Source organism: Dechloromonas sp. ARDL1, assembly GCF_051122455.1.
GTDB lineage: Bacteria > Pseudomonadota > Gammaproteobacteria > Burkholderiales > Rhodocyclaceae > Azonexus.
In genome coordinates this window covers 2,379,901-2,398,239 of sequence record NZ_CP168939.1, presented here as the reverse complement: position 1 = coordinate 2,398,239, position 18,339 = coordinate 2,379,901, and the positions used below count along the sequence as shown (strand labels likewise).

The window sequence follows — 18,339 nt, the reverse complement described above, 5'->3', positions numbered from 1 at the left end:
TCCAACTGCCAGCAAGGATTTACGCTGGTCGAGATGATCATTTCGATTGTCATTACCGGCATTGTTGTGTCGATGATTGCGCTCTTCGGGCGGAATCAGATTGGCGCTTACCTCGATGCCGGAAATCGTGCCGAATTGGCCGATGCGGCTGATACGGCCGTGCGTCGTATTGCCCGGGATTTGCAGGGTGCCTTGCCGAACAGTGTTCGTGTGTCCGCTGCCGGCGATTTTCTCGAATTCGTGCCTATCCGCGATGCCGGGCGATATCGTGCAGAACTCACCGGGGCAGGGGGTGGGGATCCGCTCGATTTCAACAACGGCGCCGACAACACCTTTGATGTGCTGGGGCCGGGTGTGACGGTGAACGCAGGCGATCAACTGGTTATCTATAACTTGGGCTTGCTGGGTTCGGATGTCTACGCGGGAAGCAACCGGAAGGCCTTGTCTGTGGTGGGGAGTGGATTGACCACCCTGTCATTTACAATGGGGGGGGCTCAGTTTCAGTTTGCGTCGCCACAAAATCGCTTTCAGATTGTTGGTGCACCGGTTACCTACGAATGTGCGGCGAACGCTGCAACACCGCAATCCGGTACGGTTATTCGGCATGGTGGATACGGCTTTCAGCCGGCGGTCGCCTCAACTCCGTGGGCACTAGGTGGCGCCGCGTCGGTGCTGATCACCGATGTCTCGGCCTGTCGATTTGACTATACCCCTGCGGTGTTGCAGCGAAATGGTCTGGCTGTCCTGCGTCTGACCTTGGAGCGGAATGGCGAGTCGGTCGAAATCCTTCATCAGGTCGATGTGCTGAATACGCCATGAGCCGCCATCTATCCGAGATTCCAGGAAGGAGGCGGCAGCGCGGTGTCTCGGTCCTCATGGCCGTTTTTCTATTGTTGTTGATGGCCACGCTGGCGGCTGGCTTGGTCAATATCGTGTCGACGTCGAATGTGAACATGGCCGCCGATATCGGCGGCGCCCGCGCCTACCAGGCGGCGCGGGCCGGCGCAGAGTGGGGGATGTTCCAGCTCGACCCGAATGCGCAGGCCGCCGCGTTGCCGCCCTGCGTGAATGGCTCACCACCCATTCCGGGGCACGCGGTGAATGTGGTTTGCCAGAGCTGGGATACTACCGAAGGAGGGCGGCAGATACGCATCTACCGGATCAGTTCGCGGGCGACGGCCAATGGCGCCAAGGCGCCGGGGATCGAGCGGCTGGTCGAGGTGACGGTCGAGAAATGCCGTGACGCGACGATTGTCGCCGCCCCTTTTGATTGCTGACGATGACATGATGGCGGGAGCAGCAGAAATGGTCGTGAAGAAAATCGCCTGTTTCATCAGGCAGCTGGTGCGCCTCGCTCTTGCCGCGATGGCCATGGGTTGCGGCCTGGCCCTGGCGCAGGTGGTTCAGCTCAACTCGTCGGGAGGGACCAGTGCCTCCGACGGCTTGCGTATCTATATTGATGCCAGTTCGAAGATGCAGGTCACCCGCTGGAACGGGGCTTCATCGGGGCAGCAATTGTTCGACCCGGCCTATACCCCGCTGACCAGCCTGGTGCGCCTCGATAACGGCATCTATCTGCGGGCGAACGGTACGACTTATGGCGCACAGCACAATGTCGGTACGCCTGATTTTCTGATCGCCAACAATTACAGTACCCGGACAATTTCCGGCCCGACGCCAGCCAACCCTGTAGCCAATGGTGTCGTGCAGACTGCCAATGCGAGTTACGGCATTACCAATGGACCACAAATCAGCGTGGAATACCGCTACACGCGTCCATACGATTTCGTTACCCTGAATGTGACGCTGACGATTCCCAATGGCTATGCAGTGAGCGCCGGTAATCCGGTTCGCTACTATCACGCCATCGACACCTATCTGGGCGGTAGCGACAATGGTTGCGGTGTGAGTTATCTGGACGCCAACGGCAATCGAGTGGTGGGTACCTATCCGCCTCCATCCGGAACGAGCTGCCCCTCAACCACGAGTATTCCGTCCGGGGTGACGATCGTCGAATCCTTCCGCGAGCGCAGCGGCCAGCAATTCAGCAAGTACTGCGTGGCCGGGTTTCAGGATTTCTGGGACATGAGCTCACCGTGGACCAACTGCGCGATTCTCAATCCCAATGGTTTGACGACCGGGGTGACCAGTACCTATCAGGATACGGGGGTCGCCATCCAGTACGATTTCACGGCAGCCGGAACCTATACGTTTTCGTACGACCTGGTGATCGGCTCGCCGGCGGTGCCACCTTACGACCATCTTGAACTGCGCTATACGGCCGGGGGTAATCTTTGCCCCATGAACGTTACGGTGTTGGGGTGTAGCTCATCCACGGTTCCCTGTCCGGCGGGCAGTGAGTTGAATGCCAACCTGTCGGGAACGTTGACGAGTAGTGGTGGCGGTGGGGTCACCTGGACACCGTCGACGGGTAATTTCTCGATTGCCTCGGGTAGCCCGGCGACGTCGGTAACAGCACAACCCTTGGCGCCGGGTGGAACCATTACGCTGGGGGCGACAAACCTCAGTTCGGTGCCGCTCAATGGCGTCAAATGCTGGAATGGCAGCAGCGCGACCTGTACCTTGACCTTGCCCAATATCGGCTGCTTCGCCTCGGACCTCGATGCTTGCAGCAACTTGACGGGCAGTCCGGGGCGTTGTGCGGCAACCGGAAATCGTCTCTACACCAAGGTTGTCGGCCAAGCGATGAGCTTCGATCTGGTCGCTTTGGCGGGCTCGCCAAAAGCAGTCGATACCAGCTTCAACAGCGGAGCGGGAAATCCGGTCAGCGTCGATCTGGTCAGCAGTAGCGGAACAACGATCAATGCCACAACCCGCTGCCCGACGACAGCGCCGACGACGGTGAGTGGGGTGTCGGCGCAGACCATCGCCTTTACATCGGGGCGGCCGGCAACGGCGACGACCTACACGGTACCGGCCGGGCAGAACACCCGGGCCTTGCGTAATGTCTGGGTCCGCTTCAGTCAGGGAGCCGGCGGCACATTCTGCTCCAACGATCGTTTCGCTATCCGGCCGGCCGGCTTTGCATCGATCACATCGTCCGATGCCAATACCGATGTCACCGGTGTCAGCGCGACAGCAACGCCCATCATCAAGGCGGGCGCCGCTTTCTCGCTTACTGCGAACACAGGCGCTCCCGGCTACGACGGTACGCCGGGGGTCTCGCCAAGCCTGATCGAATGGATCGGCATGCCGGTGCGGGTCGGTACGCTGGCCGGCTCCTTCACGACCGCAGCCAGTGTTTCCACGGGCGACGGGGCGTCCGGCCCAGCCTTTACCTACGACGAGGTGGGCTATTTCCGCTTCCAGCCCTACGGCGTGTACGATGCGACCTTCACCAGCGCCTACCAGGATGTGTCGGATACGGTGTGCATCAACACGGCGCCCAACGACTTTTCCAATACGCACAATGCCGCCGGCAAGGTCGGGTGCAAGTTTGGCAACACGGCGGCAAGCAATTATTTTGGCCGCTTCTATCCGGATCATTTCGACACGACGGTTACCCAAGCTTGTGTGGCGGGAGCCTTCACCTATTCCGGGCAACCATTCACCCTGCAGGTGGCGGCACGAAATGCGGCGGGAGCGACCACCATGAACTATCACGGCACGTCGGCAACGCCCTTCTCCAAGGTCACAACCCTGTCGGCCCGGGATTCGGGCGATACGGTAGCCAACCCGGGGCCGGGCAGCTTTACGGCGGGAAGCAGCATTGCGCTCGCCGCCTTTGCCAATGGCGTGGCCACGACGAGTTTGCCAAGCTACCAGTTAACTGCTGCAAACACCGTTCCGACGGTTGTTCGGGTGCGCGCTACGGATAGCGAGGGGGTGACCTCGCTGCGGGCGGCTCCGGCCACGTCCGTAGAGGGCACGACAACCGTGCGTAGCGGCCGCCTGTTGCTGCGTAATGCCTACGGCAGCGAACTGCTGCCGCTCGCCGTACCGGCAAATCTTCAGTTTTGGTCAACCAACGGCTGGATGAACAATGCAGCCGATACGTGTACGACCTTGACCGTGCCGACATCGGCCAACAATGGCTTGACCAACGCCTTGCGCAACAAGACCACGGCCACCCTTTCTTCTCCGTTGGTGGCCGGCGACTCACGGCTGCGCCTGTCGGCACCAGGTGCCGGAAACGCAGGGCTGGTCGATGTTTCCGGCGCCATCCTGCGCGGCGCCAATACCTGGCTCACCTTGCCGGCACCGACGGCGCGTGCCTGTTTTGGCTCCTGTGGTCCGCGTTCCTCTGTGATCTATTTTTGGGAGCGCTATTGAGGAAAAAAACCATTGAAAAATAATGCGTTGCTGGCTATCCTTCTGAAAAAACTTAAGGTATTTGGGGCATGTGGCCGAATTTTGGGGTAAAGCGTGTGGAAGGATGGATGTCGGTTGTCCGCTCGGGCGATCGCGTCGATCTTGCGCATGTCATTTCCTCAGTCGGCAAGCGTCCCGAAATCCGTTTGTGCGAATCCTTCAGGATTGAAGGAAGAGAGGGCGATGCGCTGGCCCGTCTGGCACAGAGCAGGGGCTTGAAGCGCTACCGCTGCGCTTCGTTGCTCGGCGAAAGCCAGTACCGCATGGCGCAACTGGAATCCCCCGCCGTGCCGCTCGATGAGCGGGTTCAGGCCCTGCGCTGGCGTTTGAAGGATATGGTCGACTTCCCCGTCGAGGGCGCTGCTGTTGCGGTCGCCGATATTCCGACCGAGGGAGGGCGGCAGGCCAATGTCTTCGCCGTCATCGCACCTCAATCTGTGGTAGCGGAAAGAATGGCCGCTTTTCATGCAGCCCGCGTGCCGCTGGAGGCGATCGACATTCCGGAAATGGCGGTGCGCAACGTGGCGGCGCTGTTCGAGGAGTCCAACCGGGGGTTGGCGTTTCTGGTCATGCAGGCTGGCGAGAGCTTGTTGACCATCAGCTTTGGCGGCGAGCTTTATCTCGCCAGGCGTATCGAGGTTTCGGCTCAGGGTTTGGCCGATGCAGACGTCGAGCGTCGGCAGCAGATGCTGGAGCGACTGGCGCTCGAACTGCAGCGCACGCTCGACAATTTCGACCGCCAGTACGGTTTCATTTCAGTGTCGCGCCTGCTGGTCTGTTCGGAGTTCGATACCGATGGCACCGTGGCCGCGCTGGGGCAGAATCTTTACCTGCCGGTCCAGGCCGCAAATTTGTCCGCGGTGGCTGGCTTCGACGGCATTCCCGAGCTGCGTTCGAGCGAGCGGCAGGCGCAAAGCCTGCTGGCCATCGGCGCCGCGCTGAGGAGCGACGCGTGAGCCAGCAGATCAACCTGCTGCTCCCGGAGCTGAGGCCGCGCTTCGACTGGCTCGCCTTACCGGTTGTGGCTGGCGCCGGATTGGTGGGGCTGTTGGCAGTGGTGGTGCTGGCCAGCGTGGCGGCGTGGCGACTCGATGGCTTGAGGGCGCGCGAGGGTGCTGTGCGCGGCGAGTTGGCCGCCTTGCAGCAACAGGTTCAATCGCTCGGCCAGCGTATGGGTGAGCGCAAGGGCGATGCGCTACTCGACCAATTGCTTGAGGCGGCCAGAACGGGCGTGGCCCAGCGCCAGCAGGTGCTGAATATCGTGGCGCAGGGCGATCTGCCGACCAGCCAGGCGTATTCGGGCTTGTTCCAGGGGTTTTCGCGTCAAGTGGTCGAGGGTGTATGGCTGACCGGCTTCGGCTTTGCCGAAAAGAATGTTGAAATTCGCGGGCGTTTGACCGACCCGGCGCTCTTGCCTACCTATATCGGTCGCCTGAATGCAGAACCGGCCTTTGCCGGACGGCGCTTCGCAACGCTCGACATGAAAGCAGTCGATCCGGCCGCCGAAAGGCGCGAGGCCGCATCCTCTGTCGCGCCGGTGGCGGCAAAGCCTGCTGCCCAACCGCCGCTGCCGCGCTACACGGAGTTTGTGCTGCGCACCGAGCCGGAGAAGGCGCGATGAACGTGCGTCAGTCCTGGTCTCGCCTGAATAAGCGTTATGTCGCCATGACGCAGCGCGAGCGCTTGCTGATTGCTTTGGCGGTTGCTTTCGGCCCCTTGCTGATCGGATACACGTTGTTCGTCGATCCCCAGAGTGCGCGCGCCAAGGGTATGGAAGCGACGCTGGCCGGCGAAAGCGCCAACGTGGCCCGCCTGCAGGTCGAAGTGGCGGGTATGCAGCAGCAGTTGGCTGTTGATCCTGATGCCGGTCGCAAGGCCGACCTGGCTGCGCTGACGGCCGAGCGCGGCAAGCTGGACGAGCAACTGCGCCAGTTCAGTTCGGTTCTCGTGCGCCCCGAGCAAATGAATGGCTTGCTCGAAAGCCTGTTGTCTCGCCATGCCGGCTTGCGACTGGTCAGCCTGAAGACCCTGGCACCGCAAAGCGTTCTGCCGGAGGCGACGATCAAGGAAGGCGACGCCAAGCCGGCCGAGCGCAGTTTCGATCTGTTTCGGCACGGTGTCGAGATTCGCTTGGAAGGAAACTACGGGCAGTTGCAGGCTTATCTCACCCAGCTCGAGAAACTGCAGCAGAAACTGCTTTGGGGCCAACTCAGCTATCGCGTGATCGACTATCCACGTGCCGAAATGAGCTTGGTCGTCTATACCTTGAGCCCGGACAAGACATGGTTGGCGCTATGAGACTGTTCGTACTCGTTGGTATTGCCTTCTGCCCGGCAGTAATGGCGCAGTCCGCCGACCCGACCCGCCCGCCGGCCAATTGGATGGCGCAGGCCGAGGGTGCCGTGGATGGTGGAGATGGCGCGGCTGGAGCCCTTCGTCTGCAATCGGTGCTGATGCCACAGGGTGGTAGGCCGGTGGCCGTGATTGGCGGCAAGACGGTGGTGCTGGGGGGCAAGCTGGGCGGCGCGACCCTGGTCCGCCTCAACGAACGCGAGGCGGTGCTGCAGGGAGCAGATGGCGTGACGCATCTGTATCTGACTCCCGACGTCCAAAAACAGATGATCGTGACGCCAGCTGCCGGCAAGGCGGCCAAGTCAGGGCAAGTAAAGGGGCTCCCATGAGCAAGATATTGATTGTGGCCATGTCGGCACTGTTGCTGGCTGCGTGCAGTAACCAGCATGCGCGGCGCGGTGATGTTTTCGACCGGGCTGGTCAGGATATGGGAGCGGCAGCCAACAGCAAGCCGGCGCGTTCGCAGAGCGATGTGGTGGGGCAGGCCATGGTGCCGCCCTTGCAGCTCGATCAGCCGGCCCCTGCCAAGCCGGAACCGCGTTTCAACCTGGCGGTCAACAATGCGCCGGTCGCCCAGGTGCTGAATGCCCTGGTGTCGGGAACGCAGTACAGCATGCTCTTTCCGCCCGATCTGTCGGGTACCGTCAGCCTCAACCTGAAGAACACGACGGTCCGCGAAGCGCTCGATACGTTGCATGATGTCTACGGTTATGCCTACCGCGTCCAGGGCAATCGAATCTTCGTACAGCCGAATACGGTCCAGACGCGGATGTTCAAGATCAATTACCTGGCCAATCGCCGGGTAGGCTCCAGCGACATGCGTGTCACCGGTAGTTCGCCGACAACGTCGAATCCGATGCAGAACATGACCGGAACCAGTACCCAGCCCGTGGTTCCGGGGGGAACGACGGGGGGTGTGCCGCAACGCGCCATTGATAGCGCTCGCGTGCAGACGACCTCGGACTATGATTTCTGGAAGGAGCTCGGCCTGGCGCTGAATACCATCGTCGGCAATCAGGATGGCCGCAACGTGATCATCAACCCGACATCCGGCGTCGTTCTCGTCAAGGCCTCGCCAGCGGAACTGAAAGGGGTCGAGGATTATCTGAAAGCCACACAGCTGATGGTCGAGCGGCAGGTCATGCTGGAAGCCAAGATCATCGAGGTGTCGCTCAACGATACGTATCAGACGGGTATCAACTGGAGCCAGTTCGGCGGCGTGGCCAATCGCTTCTCATTGGGTGTCTCGGCGCCAAACGCCGTGCTGGCCGGGTCGGGAACCATTGGCGCTTCGGCGACCGGCATCACCGCCGGTACCTCGGTAGCCGCGCGTCCGGGCAGCAACGGCGGGTTGGCGACTGGCACTACGGGCAACGGCTTCTTCGGCCTGACCTTCCAGTCGAACAATTTCGCCGCGCTGCTTTCCTTCCTGGAGGGGCAGGGTGACGTGCAGGTGCTGTCCAGCCCGCGCATCGCGACGACAAACAACCAGAAGGCCGTCCTCAAGGTAGGGACCGACGACTACTTCGTCACCGGCATCAGCACCAACGTGACGACCGGAACGGCCGGCGGCAGCAATGTGGTGACGCCGAACATCACGCTGCAACCCTTCTTCTCGGGCATCGCCCTCGACGTAACGCCGCAGATCGACGACGACGGCAACATCATTCTGCACGTGCATCCACAGGTCAGCGTGGTGGCGGAAAAGACCAAGAACGTGAACCTCGGCGATCTGGGAACCTATACCTTGCCCCTGGCTTCAAGCACGATCAACGAGACCGACAGCATCGTCCGCGTCCAGGATGGCAGCATTGTCGCCATCGGCGGCCTGATGAGCCAGGAGCAGACCACCAGCCGTAACGGCTTGCCGGGCATCAGCGGTGTACCCGGGGTGGGCGCGCTGTTCGGTCAGAAAAGCGTGCTGAACCGCAAGCGCGAACTGGTCATCCTGATGCGCTCGACCGTCATCAAGGGGGAGGAATCCTGGCGAACGGCCGCAGGGGATGCACAGGAACGCATGCAGGCGCTCGATCCGCGCCAGCAGCGGAATTTCGAATGGCAGTAAGCGTCAGCGGGAGCGCTTAGCGTTGTATCTCGATCATTTCGGCTTGACCGAACTGCCCTTCAGCATCACGCCGGATACCAGCTTCACGGTCATCACGCGCAGCCATCAGGAGGCGCTCAATACGCTCCTCGTCGCGCTGAACAGCGGTGAGGGCTTCATCAAGATCACCGGCGAGGTCGGCACCGGCAAATCGCTGCTGTGCCGGCGTTTACTACAAGCCCTGCCGGAAGGCAGCGTTTCCGCCTACCTGCCCAACCCCTATCTGGCGCCGCGCACGCTCTTGCTGGCGCTGGCCGAGGAATTGGCGGTCGAGGTCGATGCCCAGGCCGACGATTATCATCTGCTGAAGAGCGTCAACCTGGCCTTGTTGAGCCATGCGGCGGCCGAGCGGCAGGTGGTTGTCTGCATCGACGAGGCGCAGGCCATGCCGCTGGAGACACTGGAGTCGTTGCGCCTGCTTTCCAATTTGGAAACGGAGAAGCGCAAGCTGCTGCAGATCATTCTCTTCGGCCAGCCCGAGCTGGATCGCAAGCTGGCCGAGCCGTCGGTACGCCAGTTGCTCCAGCGCATCGCCTTTCATTATCGGCTGGGCGGACTGGCACGCGAGGAAGTGGCGAATTATCTGGCGCACCGGATGCGGGTGGCGGGCTATCGCGGCGAAAGCCTGTTCGGGCCGCGCGCGGTCCGTTGTCTGCACCGGGCCAGTCGCGGCACGCCGCGCCTGCTCAACATTCTGGCGCACAAGGCGCTGCTGGCGGTCTATGGCGAAGGGAAGCACACTGTTGGCGCCCGGCACGTGCGTCAGGCAGCCGGCGATACCGAAGGTGCCGCGTCGACCGGATGGTGGTGACATGAGTCTGATCAACGACATGCTGCGCAATCTCGAGGCCAAGCGCCCCGACGACTTGGCGCGCCAGAGCCTGCAGCGGGAAATTCGCGCCTTGCCCCCGGGGAAAAGCGGTCGAGGCAAAGGGCTGCTGTTGCTGTCAGGGCTGGGGCTGGCAGTCGCCGGGGCGGTGGCCGTTCATCAAGCCGGCTTGCTCGACGCGCCGTTGCTGGCCGTTGCACCCCCTTCGCCGCCACCGGCCGTATTGGTCGCTCCCCCCGAACTACCCGCCCCGCCGGCGATGTCGCCACCGGCTGCAGCGCCCGATGCCGCGATGTCGGGCGACGAGACTCTTCGGCTGTCGTCGAATCTGGCCGTCGTTCCCCTTCCTGCCGCGCCGGTGCTGGGGGTTCCCGATCCCGTCGTGCCGCCAGTTCCTGCCGCGCCCGCCAAGGCCGAGCCGGTTTCGGCCGCGGCGCCGGCAGGCCCGGTCAAGATCGAGAAGAGTCCGGTTCCTGCCACGCCGCGCGATCGCGCCGATGCCGAATACCGCAAGGCCGAAACGGCGCTCGCTTCCGGGCGTAGCGGCGAGGCGCTCGATGGCATGCGGGCCGCGCTGAAGATCGATCCGGCTTATGTCCAGGTGCGCCAGACCTTGCTCCGCCAGTTGCTGGACATGCGACGCATCGACGAGGCGATGGCCGTTCTGCAGGAAGGCGTCGAATTGATGCCGGCACAGACTGGCTGGGCGATGTCGCTGGCCCGCCTGCAGCTGGAACACGGCGATCTGGCTGCTGCCGACCGCAGTCTTGCCCGCTCGCAGGCCTATGCCGAGGCCAATGCGGATTACGCCGGCTTCCAGGGGCATGTGAAATCGCGGCTCGGCGCGCATCGTCAGGCCGTGGCGCACTATCAGCGCGCCGCCCGCCTGGTACCGAGCGAAGGGCGTTGGTGGTTGGGGCTGGGCCTGGCGCTGGAGGCCGATGGCCGGGTACCCGAGGCACGGGAGGCTCTGCGTCGGGCGCTGTCAGCCGGTACGCTGAATGCCGAACTGTCGGCCGTCGCGGAACAGCACTTGCGCTAGCCCGCAGGGGGCTGTGATCGGGCGGGAGCGGCTGCCTGTCGGAAAAGGCCGAGATTTTGCCTGGCGTGTGAATTTACTCACATGCCGCCGTCGTCGGTTTTGCTATAACGACAAGTGTTCGGGATCGACGCAACGCCATCGGGCGCCGTGCCGCTTCGCGATCTATCTTTTGTAAACCAGGCTGCCGGATGCGGTAGCCCAAACCCACACATGACACTATGACCCAACTCCCTTTCAAGTTGCGCGCTAGCCTGCTCGGCCTCGCACTGGCCACGGCATCCATCGCCGCGCACGCCTCGCTGATCACCTACGAGGTGCGCACCCTGACCAACGCTTCGTTCGGCGACTATCGCGCCGGATGGTCGGCGCAGGGTTCGAGCATCGCCAGCACCACTCCGGGTAATTTCTCGGGGCTGACTGGCGCCAACAACAGCTACGACCATCTGCGCGTCAATTTCAATCTCGGCAGCGCCTTTGCCGGCAGCACGATGGCCTTCCAGCTGGCGCCGGATGCCGGTTATGGCGGCGCCTTGTACTTCGATGGCGTCTTGCTCAATACCAACGCGACCGATTTGTGGTGGGGCGGCAACTGGAATGCCCTGTCCGAGCTTCTTCAGGGGAGCGTGAGCAATCTGTCGGCGGGCAACCACACGCTGGATGCTTATTGGGCCGAGGGCTGCTGCAATGGCGGGCAGGCCGGGCGTTTCAGTGTGAACGGCGGTGCCTGGCAGAACCTGTCAGTCGCCAATCTCGACCGTCTTGCCGTGCCCGAGCCGGGGTCGCTGGCATTGTTAGGCCTTGGTATGATCGGGTTGATGGCCGGACGCCGTAGCCGCCGGGCTGGATAGGGAGCTATCGCAAGGCGGCCGAAGGGGCGCCTTGCTCGGGTGAAAACTATCTCGATGCCTGCAGGCAGTCGCTTGCAGGCATTTTTATTTCCAGAGCCGGGGTTAGCGGCTGGGAAGCTGCGCCAATTGCCGATCGTGCCACTTGCTCAGCACGGCAATGGCGCTCATCGAGCCGATCAGGGCCATGAACATGTCGGACTGGGTATCCCACGGGTCGCCTTGCGTACCGAGAAATTCGTCGGCGCCCTGGCCCATGATCAGGGCTGCTGCCCATTCGATCAATTCGTAGCTGGCGCTGATCGCCATGGCGATGCAGACGCACAGGAACGCCGTCATCCGACGGCCGGCCACGTGGTGTCCACGGATCAGTATTTCGCGGGCGATCAATGCCGGTACGAAGCCTTGCATGAAGTGGCCGATCTTGTCGTACGGATTGCGCGCCGTTCCCAGGACGTCTTGCAGCCAGAAGCCGAACGGCACGTTGGCATAAGTGTAGGCACCGCCGAGAATCAGGACCAGCGCATGGAGTGCAATCAGGATGGTCAGCAACGCGGTCAGCGGGTAGCTGCGCCGGGTCGCGGCCAGCACCGGCAGGGCAATGATGACCGGGGCCACCTCCATGAGCCAGGTTGCGCGGTCATGGGGAGCGATTCCCGAAGCGATCAGCGCGGCGACGACGAGGCTGGCGAGAAAGGCGTCGAAGGTGTCGCGCTGCATCATCTCAGCCCTCGTTGCGGATCAGGTCGAGCAATTCCGCCCCGTAATGCTCGATCTTGGCGCTGCCCATGCCGGTAATGCTGGCCAGCAGGCCATGGCTGGTCGGGCGTACCTCGGCCAATTCGCGCAGGGTCTTGTCGTGCAGGATGACGTAGGCGGGAACGCTTTGTTCCCGCGCAGTATCGGCCCGCCAGCGGCGCAGCAACTGGAACAGCGCATCGTCGGCCGCCGACAGGTCGCTGACGGCCGTGCGGCTGGTCTTCGCGGATGTCGTCTTGCGCCGCAGCGGCCGCCGCAACGGTACGCTGCGTCCCCCCTTGAGGACTTCGCGCGCGGCCTCGGTCAGTTGCAGGGCGCCATGCTCGGCCATGTCGACATGGATCAGGCCGGCGGCGGCCAGTTGGCGGAAGGTGCTTTTCCAGGCGTGCTCATCGAGGTCGCTGCCGACGCCGAAGGTCGGTAGCTGGTCATGATTCCATTGCTTGACCTTGTCGGTCGCCTTGCCGCGCAGGATGTCGGTGAGGTGGGCAACGCCGAAACGCATGCCGGTGCGGAAGATGGCCGACAGTGCTTTCTGCGCGGCTTGCGTGCCGTCCCAGAGCTCTGGCGGGTTGTCGCAGACGTCGCAATTGCCGCAGGGCTGGCGTTCTTCGCCGAAATAGTTGAGCAGCACCTGGCGGCGGCAACGCGGCGCTTCGCAGTAGGCGAGCAGGGCGGTCAGGCGTTGCGATTCGAGGATTTTCTGGCCTTCGGCGGCGCCGGATTCGGCGATGCGCGCATGCTGCAGGGCGACATCCTGCATGCCGTAGGCCATCCAGGCTTCGGAGGGCTCACCGTCGCGGCCGGCACGACCGGTTTCCTGATAGTAGGCCTCGATGCTCTTGGGCAGGTCGAGGTGGGCGACGAAGCGCACGTCCGGCTTGTCGATGCCCATGCCGAAAGCGATGGTGGCGCACATGATCAGCCCTTCCTCGCGCAGGAAGCGGCGCTGGTTGGCGGTGCGTTCGGGCGCCGGCAGTCCGGCGTGGTAGGGCAGGGCCGGGTAGCCTTGGGCGGAAAGCCATTCGGCGGTTTCCTCGACCTTCTTGCGCGACAGGCAATAGACGATGCCGGCCTGGCCTTGGCGGCCGGACAGGAAGCCCAGCAACTGTTTTTTGGCGTTGTCCTTCTCGACGACGGTGTAGCGGATGTTCGGGCGGTCGAAGCTGGACAGGAAGACGCGGGCTTCGCCCAGCCCGAGACGAGCGAGAATTTCGTTGCGTGTCGCCTGGTCGGCGGTGGCGGTGAGCGCGATGCGCGGCACGGCCGGGTAGCGTTCGTGCAGGGCGGAGAGCTGCAGGTATTCCGGACGGAAATCGTGGCCCCACTGCGAGACGCAGTGCGCCTCGTCGATGGCGAACAGGGCCAGCTTGCCGGCCTCGTACAGGGCGTCGAGCATCGACAGGGTGCGTTCGAGCAGCAGGCGTTCCGGTGCGATGTAAACCAGATCCAGGCTGCCCGAGAACATCGCTTGTTCGATGGCCTGCGCTTCACGCCAGTCGAGGGTCGAGTTGAGGCAGGCCGCCTTGACGCCAAGCTGGGTCAGGGCATCGACCTGATCCTGCATCAGCGCGATCAGCGGCGAGACGACGACGGCACAGCCGGGGCGGAGCAGGGCGGGAATCTGGTAGCACAGGCTCTTGCCGCCACCGGTCGGCATGAGGACGAGCGCATCGCCGCCGGTAGCGACATGGGCGATGATCTCGGCCTGCTCGCCGCGGAAGGCCGGGTAGCCGAAGACATCGCGCAGGATGTCGAGGGCACGGGAGGAGGGGGGCATGCTCAGCTTTCCGGCAGGATGGCTTCGCGGTTCAGCGTCTCGCCGTCCCAGACCAGCGCTTCGCCACGATCCTCGTGCCAGTCGGCGAGCACCCAGCGTTCGACGTGGATGCCGTCGACGATATGGTCGTGGGTCGCCGCCCGGTGCGTATGGCCGTGGATGAAGGTGGTGTAGCCGTGATCGCGCAGGAAGTCGTCGGTGGCCGCCGGCTGCAGGTCGGCGTAGATGTAGCTGTCGTCGCGTTTGCGGCGTCCACTGCGCCAGCGGATGTAGCGGCCGAGCAGGCTGCGCAGGAAGCGCGGCTTGGCACGCATTTTCCGCTGCCATTCGGGATCGCGCACCTTGGCGCGATAGGCCTGGTAGGCCAGGTCGTCGAGGCACAGGGCATCGCCATGGGAGAGCACGAACGACCATTCGGGGAGCGTCAGGTCGTAAGGGTCAGGCAGCAACTTGGCGCCGGCAGCCTGGGCAAACTGGTCGCCCAGCGCGAAATCGCGGTTGCCGTGCATGATGAAAATCTTCAAGCCGGCCTCGCTGGCGGCGCGCAGCGCGGCGGTGATCTGGTTGTGGTAGGGGTCGTCGATGTCGTCGCCGACCCAGACTTCGAACAGATCGCCAAGGATGTACAGGGCCTCGGCCTGGCGGGCGCGGCCCGACAAAAAGCGGAGGAACAAAGCAGTCGCCCCGGGTGACCGGGGCGACAGGTGCAGATCGGAGACGAAGAGGATCAAACGATCTCGGCCTTCTCGATGATCACGTCTTCCTTCGGTACGTCCTGGTGGAAGCCCTTGTTGCCGGTGGCAACGGCACGAATCTTGTCGACCACGTCCATGCCTTCGGTCACTTCGCCGAACACGCAGTAGCCCCAGCCCTGGCCGGACGGCGACTTGAAGTCGAGGAAGTCGTTATCGACGACGTTGATGAAGAACTGGGCGGTGGCCGAGTGCGGATCGTTGGTGCGGGCCATGGCGATGCTGCCGCGCTTGTTCTTGAGGCCGTTGGCGGCTTCGTTCTCGATCGGGGCCTGGGTTTCCTTCTGGTTCATGCCCGGCTCCATGCCGCCGCCCTGGATCATGAAATTCTTGATCACGCGATGGAAGACGGTGTTGTCGTAATGGCCGGCTTCGACGTAGGAAACGAAGTTGGCGACCGTCTTCGGTGCCTTTTCGGCGTCCAGCTTGAGGGTGATCGAACCGTGGTTGGTGGTCAGTTTGACTTGAGACATGGTGGGTGAGCCTTACTTTTCAGAGATGATCTTGACGTTCTGGATGACGACCGGGGTGGTCGGCACGTTTTCGTAATAGCCGGCGTTGCCGGTCGGTACCTTGGCGATCTTGTCGACGACGTCCATGCCCTGCGTTACCTTGCCGAAGACGGCATAGCCCCAGGTGCGTCCGTCAGCAGGCGAACGGTGGTTCAGGAAATCGTTGTTCTTGAGGTTGACGAAGAATTGCACCCGCGCCGAGTGCGGGTCTTGCGTGCGCGCCATGGCGACGGTGCCGCGGTCGTTGCTCAGGCCGTTATTGGCTTCGTTGGGCAGGGCAGGCGTACGGGTCTTCTTTTCTTCCATCGAGGAGTTGAAGCCGCCGCCCTGGATCATGAAGCCGTCGATGACGCGGTGGAATACGGTGGCCTCGTAGAAGCCGTGCTTGGCGTTATAGAGGAACATTTCCACGGTCTTCGGCGCTTTCTCGGGAAACAGCTCCAGCGTGAACTTGCCCAGATTGGTGGTCATTTCGACGGTCGGGTTGGCCCAGGCGAGTGCCGAGGCCAGCAGGCCGGCGGCGAGCAGAGAGACTTTCTTCAACATCAGGCGCTTCCTTCGTAAATGATTTTCCACTTGCCGTCTTCGCGCAACCAGTACTGGCGCTTCTTCATCTGGTTGTCGAGGTTGTTGCTGCGATAGTCCTGGTCGAAGGTGACGACGGCGACTTCTTCCTTGCCCGGGTTGCGGAACACGGAGAGATTGCTGACCTTGACCTTGATCCATTCCTTGCCGGCGTTGACCTGCTTCTTCTGGTTCGAGAATTCGTCGAAATTCTGGTCGCCCGACTTGAAACGCTTCGAGTAATGGCTCAGATAGCGGCCGGTGTCGCGGCTTTCCCAGTCGGCACGCCAGGCGTCGATGGTCTTGTTCAGTTCGCTGCGTTCGCGATTCCAGTCATCTACCGATAGCCACTCGACGGAATCGCTGATGATCACCGGCGTCAGGCCGACCTGCAGATTGGGCGCGACGAGGTTGAGATCCTGATTGGTCAGGACGACGCAGCCGTCGGAGGCGCGCGGCGGGCGGGCGAAGGTGTCGGACGGCGTGCCGTGCAGCCAGATGCCGCTGCCGCTGCGCCCCTGCCGCTTGTCCCATTCATTCGGGTAATTGATCGGATAGGCGCCGCTACCGTAGAGGTCGGCCAGTTTCTGCTTGGGCAGGTTAGCGGTGACGTGATAGACGCCGATGGGTGTTTTTTTATCGCCTTCGGCTTGCTTCTCGGCGCCCAGCTTGCCCTGAGTGACGTAGTAGTCGGCGACCAGGCGTGGGCGACCGCCGTTCTTGCGGTCGTTTTCGTACAGGTAGAGGCGCGAGCGCTTGGTGTCCACGACGATGGCGTGGCGCTGGCTTTGCTCCATCTGCAGCAGGTAGCGCGGTACGAAGTCAGCCGGCGGCTTTTCGCGGTAGGCCTTGAGGCGGACCAGTGCCTCGGCGCGCAGGTCGGCGATCTTGTCGGCCGGCGCATCGCTGAGCGCGCCGAAGGTCTGGATCGGTTGCGCCTTGGCCAGCAGCAGGTCGCCCTTGATCAGGTTGGCGAGGCGGTAGTTCGGGTGCTGGCGCAGCAGCGCTTCGGTGAGCTGCAGGGCATTGCCGAGGCGGTTGGCTTCGATTTCGGCAAAGATGCGGGCCAGCGTTTCCTCGGGGCCAGCATCGGAAACGACCGAGGCGAACGGCGAGGTGGTGTTCAGTACATCGGTCGCATTGCGCGCCAGCGAGTTTGTGGCAGCTGGCGTGTTGCCGGTCAGCCTGGCGTCTCCCGGCTTGTCGGACAGCTTGGCCACGGCTCCCGCTGTGACGGTTGCTGCCAGGGTCAGCAGGACATAGCGAAGCTTGATTCTCACCGGGCGATTTCTTCCTTGATCAGCCACTTGCTACCGGCGCGGACGAACACCAGGGTCTTGGTCGTCGAGCTCGACAGGCCGGTGGCTTTGTAGTGCTGGCGGAACTTGGCAGTAGCCTTGTCGCCGTTGATGGTGATCTGCGGTGTGTCGACGGAGACGGAAATCTTGCCGCCCTTGCCGGCGATGCGCTGCTCGCGTTCCTGCTCCCATGCCTTGCGGCTCATGCCCTTGGGGGTGTCGAAGTCGTTGGCATAGGCGCCAAGGTAGGCCTTCATGTCCTTGCGCGACCAGGCGTCGGCCCAGGCATTGACGGCTTTCGCCACGTCTTCGCTGCCGTTGGGGGCTGCTGCAGCCGGCTTGCTGGGAGCCGGGGCTACTGCGACCGGCGTGGGAGCGGGGGCTGGAGCGGCGGTCGAGGCGGCGGCGCCCGCAGTGGAGGCAACCACCGTTGCCGTGGTCGAGGGCGTCGGTTTTGCAGCGACAGGTGCTGCTGCCGGCTGCGGAGCCGGTGCAGCGGCGGCGACGGGGGCCGGTTGCGGCTTGACGTTGCCCTTGCCCGAGGTGGAAATCAGGTCGCGGATCAGGGCCAGCTTGTTCTGGGTGGCCGAGTTGGAGTTGTCCAGCTGGAGGGCCTTGTCGTAGGCCTGGCTGGCCAGCTTGGCATAGACGTCGCCGAGGTTCTCGTAGGCGATGGCGTAGGACGGGTGAGTCCTTATGGCCATTTCCAGCGCCGTGCGGGCTTTGTCGTACTGCTTCTGCTGGGCGTAGAGCACGGCCAGGTTGTTGTAGGGCTCCGGTAGCTCCGGGTAGTCCTCGGAGAGCTTGGTGAACACGGCGATGGCGTCGGCCGGCTTGTTCATCTCGGTATAGATCAGACCCTTCAGGAAGCGGCCTTGGGCATCCTTGGGGCGGCTGCTCAGGTAGGCATCGACCTTTTCCATGGCCTGCGGATACTGGCCCTGCTTGATCAAGCGCTGGACTTCCGGCAGGTTGTCGGCGAAGACCGGGTCGGCAAAGCCGATGGCCAGTCCGATGGCCAGTGCGCGCAAGGTCTTGAGTTGCCTGAAACGGGGCTGGAGCAGGGAGATCGAGGTCATCGCTATGCTATACTTTTCGAGGTTATACAATCCTTTGATTCTACCAAAAACGCCGGTGAATCCATAGTTTTGAGCATCCCGGCGTACCCCG

At 62.9% G+C, this 18,339-nt stretch carries 18 protein-coding genes; 11 read left to right on the top strand and 7 right to left on the bottom strand.

Annotated elements, in window-relative coordinates; genetic code table 11:
* Positions 1–33 precede the first annotated feature (33 nt).
* The 11 genes from AB6Q56_RS11750 (at position 34) to AB6Q56_RS11700 (ending at position 11,507) form a co-directional block, all read left to right on the top strand.
* Positions 34–819 (top strand): hypothetical protein, encoded by a 786-nt coding sequence (locus AB6Q56_RS11750; RefSeq protein WP_434513364.1) that lies wholly within the window; start codon positions 34–36, stop codon positions 817–819.
* Positions 816–1,277: a hypothetical protein gene (locus tag AB6Q56_RS11745; RefSeq protein WP_434513363.1), complete on the top strand. Its 462-nt coding sequence runs from the start codon at positions 816–818 to the stop codon at positions 1,275–1,277. The genes AB6Q56_RS11750 and AB6Q56_RS11745 overlap by 4 nt, the downstream gene beginning before the upstream one ends.
* Before the next feature lie 28 nt (positions 1,278–1,305).
* Positions 1,306–4,293 carry a DUF6701 domain-containing protein gene (locus tag AB6Q56_RS11740; protein ID WP_434513362.1) on the top strand — a complete coding sequence of 996 codons (2,988 nt, stop codon included), beginning with the start codon at positions 1,306–1,308 and terminating at the stop codon, positions 4,291–4,293.
* 107 nt (positions 4,294–4,400) lie between these two features.
* Entirely contained in the window at positions 4,401–5,288 is an 888-nt protein-coding gene (gene pilM, locus AB6Q56_RS11735) for a type IV pilus biogenesis protein PilM (RefSeq protein WP_434513361.1), read from the top strand.
* A complete protein-coding gene (locus AB6Q56_RS11730; RefSeq protein ID WP_434513360.1) occupies positions 5,285–5,953 on the top strand; it encodes a PilN domain-containing protein in 669 nt (222 codons plus the stop codon). The genes pilM and AB6Q56_RS11730 overlap by 4 nt, the downstream gene beginning before the upstream one ends.
* Complete coding sequence (gene gspM, locus AB6Q56_RS11725; protein ID WP_434513359.1) at positions 5,950–6,630, top strand: type II secretion system protein GspM; 681 nt, start codon at positions 5,950–5,952, stop codon at positions 6,628–6,630. Before AB6Q56_RS11730 ends, gspM begins: the two co-directional genes overlap by 4 nt.
* On the top strand, positions 6,627–7,013 hold the full coding sequence (locus AB6Q56_RS11720; protein WP_434513358.1) for a hypothetical protein: 387 nt from the start codon (positions 6,627–6,629) through the stop codon (positions 7,011–7,013). The genes gspM and AB6Q56_RS11720 overlap by 4 nt, the downstream gene beginning before the upstream one ends.
* Positions 7,010–8,749, top strand: a complete 1,740-nt coding sequence (mshL, locus tag AB6Q56_RS11715; protein WP_434513357.1) for a pilus (MSHA type) biogenesis protein MshL — start codon at positions 7,010–7,012, stop codon at positions 8,747–8,749. Before AB6Q56_RS11720 ends, mshL begins: the two co-directional genes overlap by 4 nt.
* A 22-nt stretch (positions 8,750–8,771) precedes the next feature.
* On the top strand, positions 8,772–9,599 hold the full coding sequence (locus AB6Q56_RS11710) for an ExeA family protein (RefSeq protein WP_434513356.1): 828 nt from the start codon (positions 8,772–8,774) through the stop codon (positions 9,597–9,599).
* Between the two features lies 1 nt (position 9,600).
* Complete coding sequence (locus tag AB6Q56_RS11705) at positions 9,601–10,659, top strand: tetratricopeptide repeat protein (protein WP_434513355.1); 1,059 nt, start codon at positions 9,601–9,603, stop codon at positions 10,657–10,659.
* A 218-nt stretch (positions 10,660–10,877) separates the two neighbouring features.
* Positions 10,878–11,507, top strand: coding sequence for a CCXG family PEP-CTERM protein (locus tag AB6Q56_RS11700; RefSeq protein ID WP_434513354.1), 630 nt, complete (start codon positions 10,878–10,880; stop codon positions 11,505–11,507).
* 102 nt (positions 11,508–11,609) lie between these two features.
* Here the strand turns inward: AB6Q56_RS11700 and AB6Q56_RS11695 are convergent, their stop codons facing one another.
* From AB6Q56_RS11695 to AB6Q56_RS11665, 7 genes are read right to left on the bottom strand one after another with little or no spacing between them, the layout of a single operon-like run.
* Entirely contained in the window at positions 11,610–12,227 is a 618-nt protein-coding gene (locus tag AB6Q56_RS11695; RefSeq protein WP_434513353.1) for a DUF2238 domain-containing protein, read from the bottom strand.
* 1 nt (position 12,228) lies between these two features.
* Positions 12,229–14,043, bottom strand: coding sequence for a DNA helicase RecQ (recQ, locus tag AB6Q56_RS11690; RefSeq protein ID WP_434513352.1), 1,815 nt, complete (start codon positions 14,041–14,043; stop codon positions 12,229–12,231).
* A 2-nt stretch (positions 14,044–14,045) separates the two neighbouring features.
* Positions 14,046–14,717, bottom strand: coding sequence for a UDP-2,3-diacylglucosamine diphosphatase (locus AB6Q56_RS11685; RefSeq protein ID WP_434513351.1), 672 nt, complete (start codon positions 14,715–14,717; stop codon positions 14,046–14,048).
* A 53-nt stretch (positions 14,718–14,770) separates the two neighbouring features.
* Positions 14,771–15,268: a peptidylprolyl isomerase gene (locus AB6Q56_RS11680; RefSeq protein ID WP_434513350.1), complete on the bottom strand. Its 498-nt coding sequence runs from the start codon at positions 15,266–15,268 to the stop codon at positions 14,771–14,773.
* 12 nt (positions 15,269–15,280) lie between these two features.
* Positions 15,281–15,853, bottom strand: coding sequence for a peptidylprolyl isomerase (locus tag AB6Q56_RS11675; protein WP_434513349.1), 573 nt, complete (start codon positions 15,851–15,853; stop codon positions 15,281–15,283).
* Positions 15,853–17,151 carry a L,D-transpeptidase family protein gene (locus AB6Q56_RS11670; protein WP_434513348.1) on the bottom strand — a complete coding sequence of 433 codons (1,299 nt, stop codon included), beginning with the start codon at positions 17,149–17,151 and terminating at the stop codon, positions 15,853–15,855. Before AB6Q56_RS11670 ends, AB6Q56_RS11675 begins: the two co-directional genes overlap by 1 nt.
* Positions 17,148–18,248 carry a tetratricopeptide repeat protein gene (locus tag AB6Q56_RS11665; RefSeq protein ID WP_434513347.1) on the bottom strand — a complete coding sequence of 367 codons (1,101 nt, stop codon included), beginning with the start codon at positions 18,246–18,248 and terminating at the stop codon, positions 17,148–17,150. Before AB6Q56_RS11665 ends, AB6Q56_RS11670 begins: the two co-directional genes overlap by 4 nt.
* Between the last annotated feature and the right edge of the window lie 91 nt (positions 18,249–18,339).

Excerpts from the sequence above, each read along its gene's own strand:
- recQ (WP_434513352.1), bottom strand. The coding sequence starts at position 14,043 with ATGCCCCCCTCCTCCCGTGCCCTCGACATCCTGCGCGATGTCTTCGGC.
- mshL (WP_434513357.1), top strand. The coding sequence starts at position 7,010 with ATGAGCAAGATATTGATTGTGGCCATGTCGGCACTGTTGCTGGCTGCG.
- AB6Q56_RS11705 (WP_434513355.1), top strand. The coding sequence starts at position 9,601 with ATGAGTCTGATCAACGACATGCTGCGCAATCTCGAGGCCAAGCGCCCC.
- AB6Q56_RS11740 (WP_434513362.1), top strand. The coding sequence starts at position 1,306 with ATGGTCGTGAAGAAAATCGCCTGTTTCATCAGGCAGCTGGTGCGCCTC.
- AB6Q56_RS11750 (WP_434513364.1), top strand. The coding sequence starts at position 34 with ATGATCATTTCGATTGTCATTACCGGCATTGTTGTGTCGATGATTGCG.
- AB6Q56_RS11700 (WP_434513354.1), top strand. The coding sequence starts at position 10,878 with ATGACCCAACTCCCTTTCAAGTTGCGCGCTAGCCTGCTCGGCCTCGCA.
- pilM (WP_434513361.1), top strand. The coding sequence starts at position 4,401 with ATGTCGGTTGTCCGCTCGGGCGATCGCGTCGATCTTGCGCATGTCATT.
- AB6Q56_RS11720 (WP_434513358.1), top strand. The coding sequence starts at position 6,627 with ATGAGACTGTTCGTACTCGTTGGTATTGCCTTCTGCCCGGCAGTAATG.
- AB6Q56_RS11675 (WP_434513349.1), bottom strand. The coding sequence starts at position 15,853 with ATGTTGAAGAAAGTCTCTCTGCTCGCCGCCGGCCTGCTGGCCTCGGCA.
- AB6Q56_RS11695 (WP_434513353.1), bottom strand. The coding sequence starts at position 12,227 with ATGATGCAGCGCGACACCTTCGACGCCTTTCTCGCCAGCCTCGTCGTC.
- AB6Q56_RS11745 (WP_434513363.1), top strand. The coding sequence starts at position 816 with ATGAGCCGCCATCTATCCGAGATTCCAGGAAGGAGGCGGCAGCGCGGT.
- gspM (WP_434513359.1), top strand. The coding sequence starts at position 5,950 with ATGAACGTGCGTCAGTCCTGGTCTCGCCTGAATAAGCGTTATGTCGCC.
- AB6Q56_RS11665 (WP_434513347.1), bottom strand. The coding sequence starts at position 18,248 with ATGACCTCGATCTCCCTGCTCCAGCCCCGTTTCAGGCAACTCAAGACC.
- AB6Q56_RS11680 (WP_434513350.1), bottom strand. The coding sequence starts at position 15,268 with ATGTCTCAAGTCAAACTGACCACCAACCACGGTTCGATCACCCTCAAG.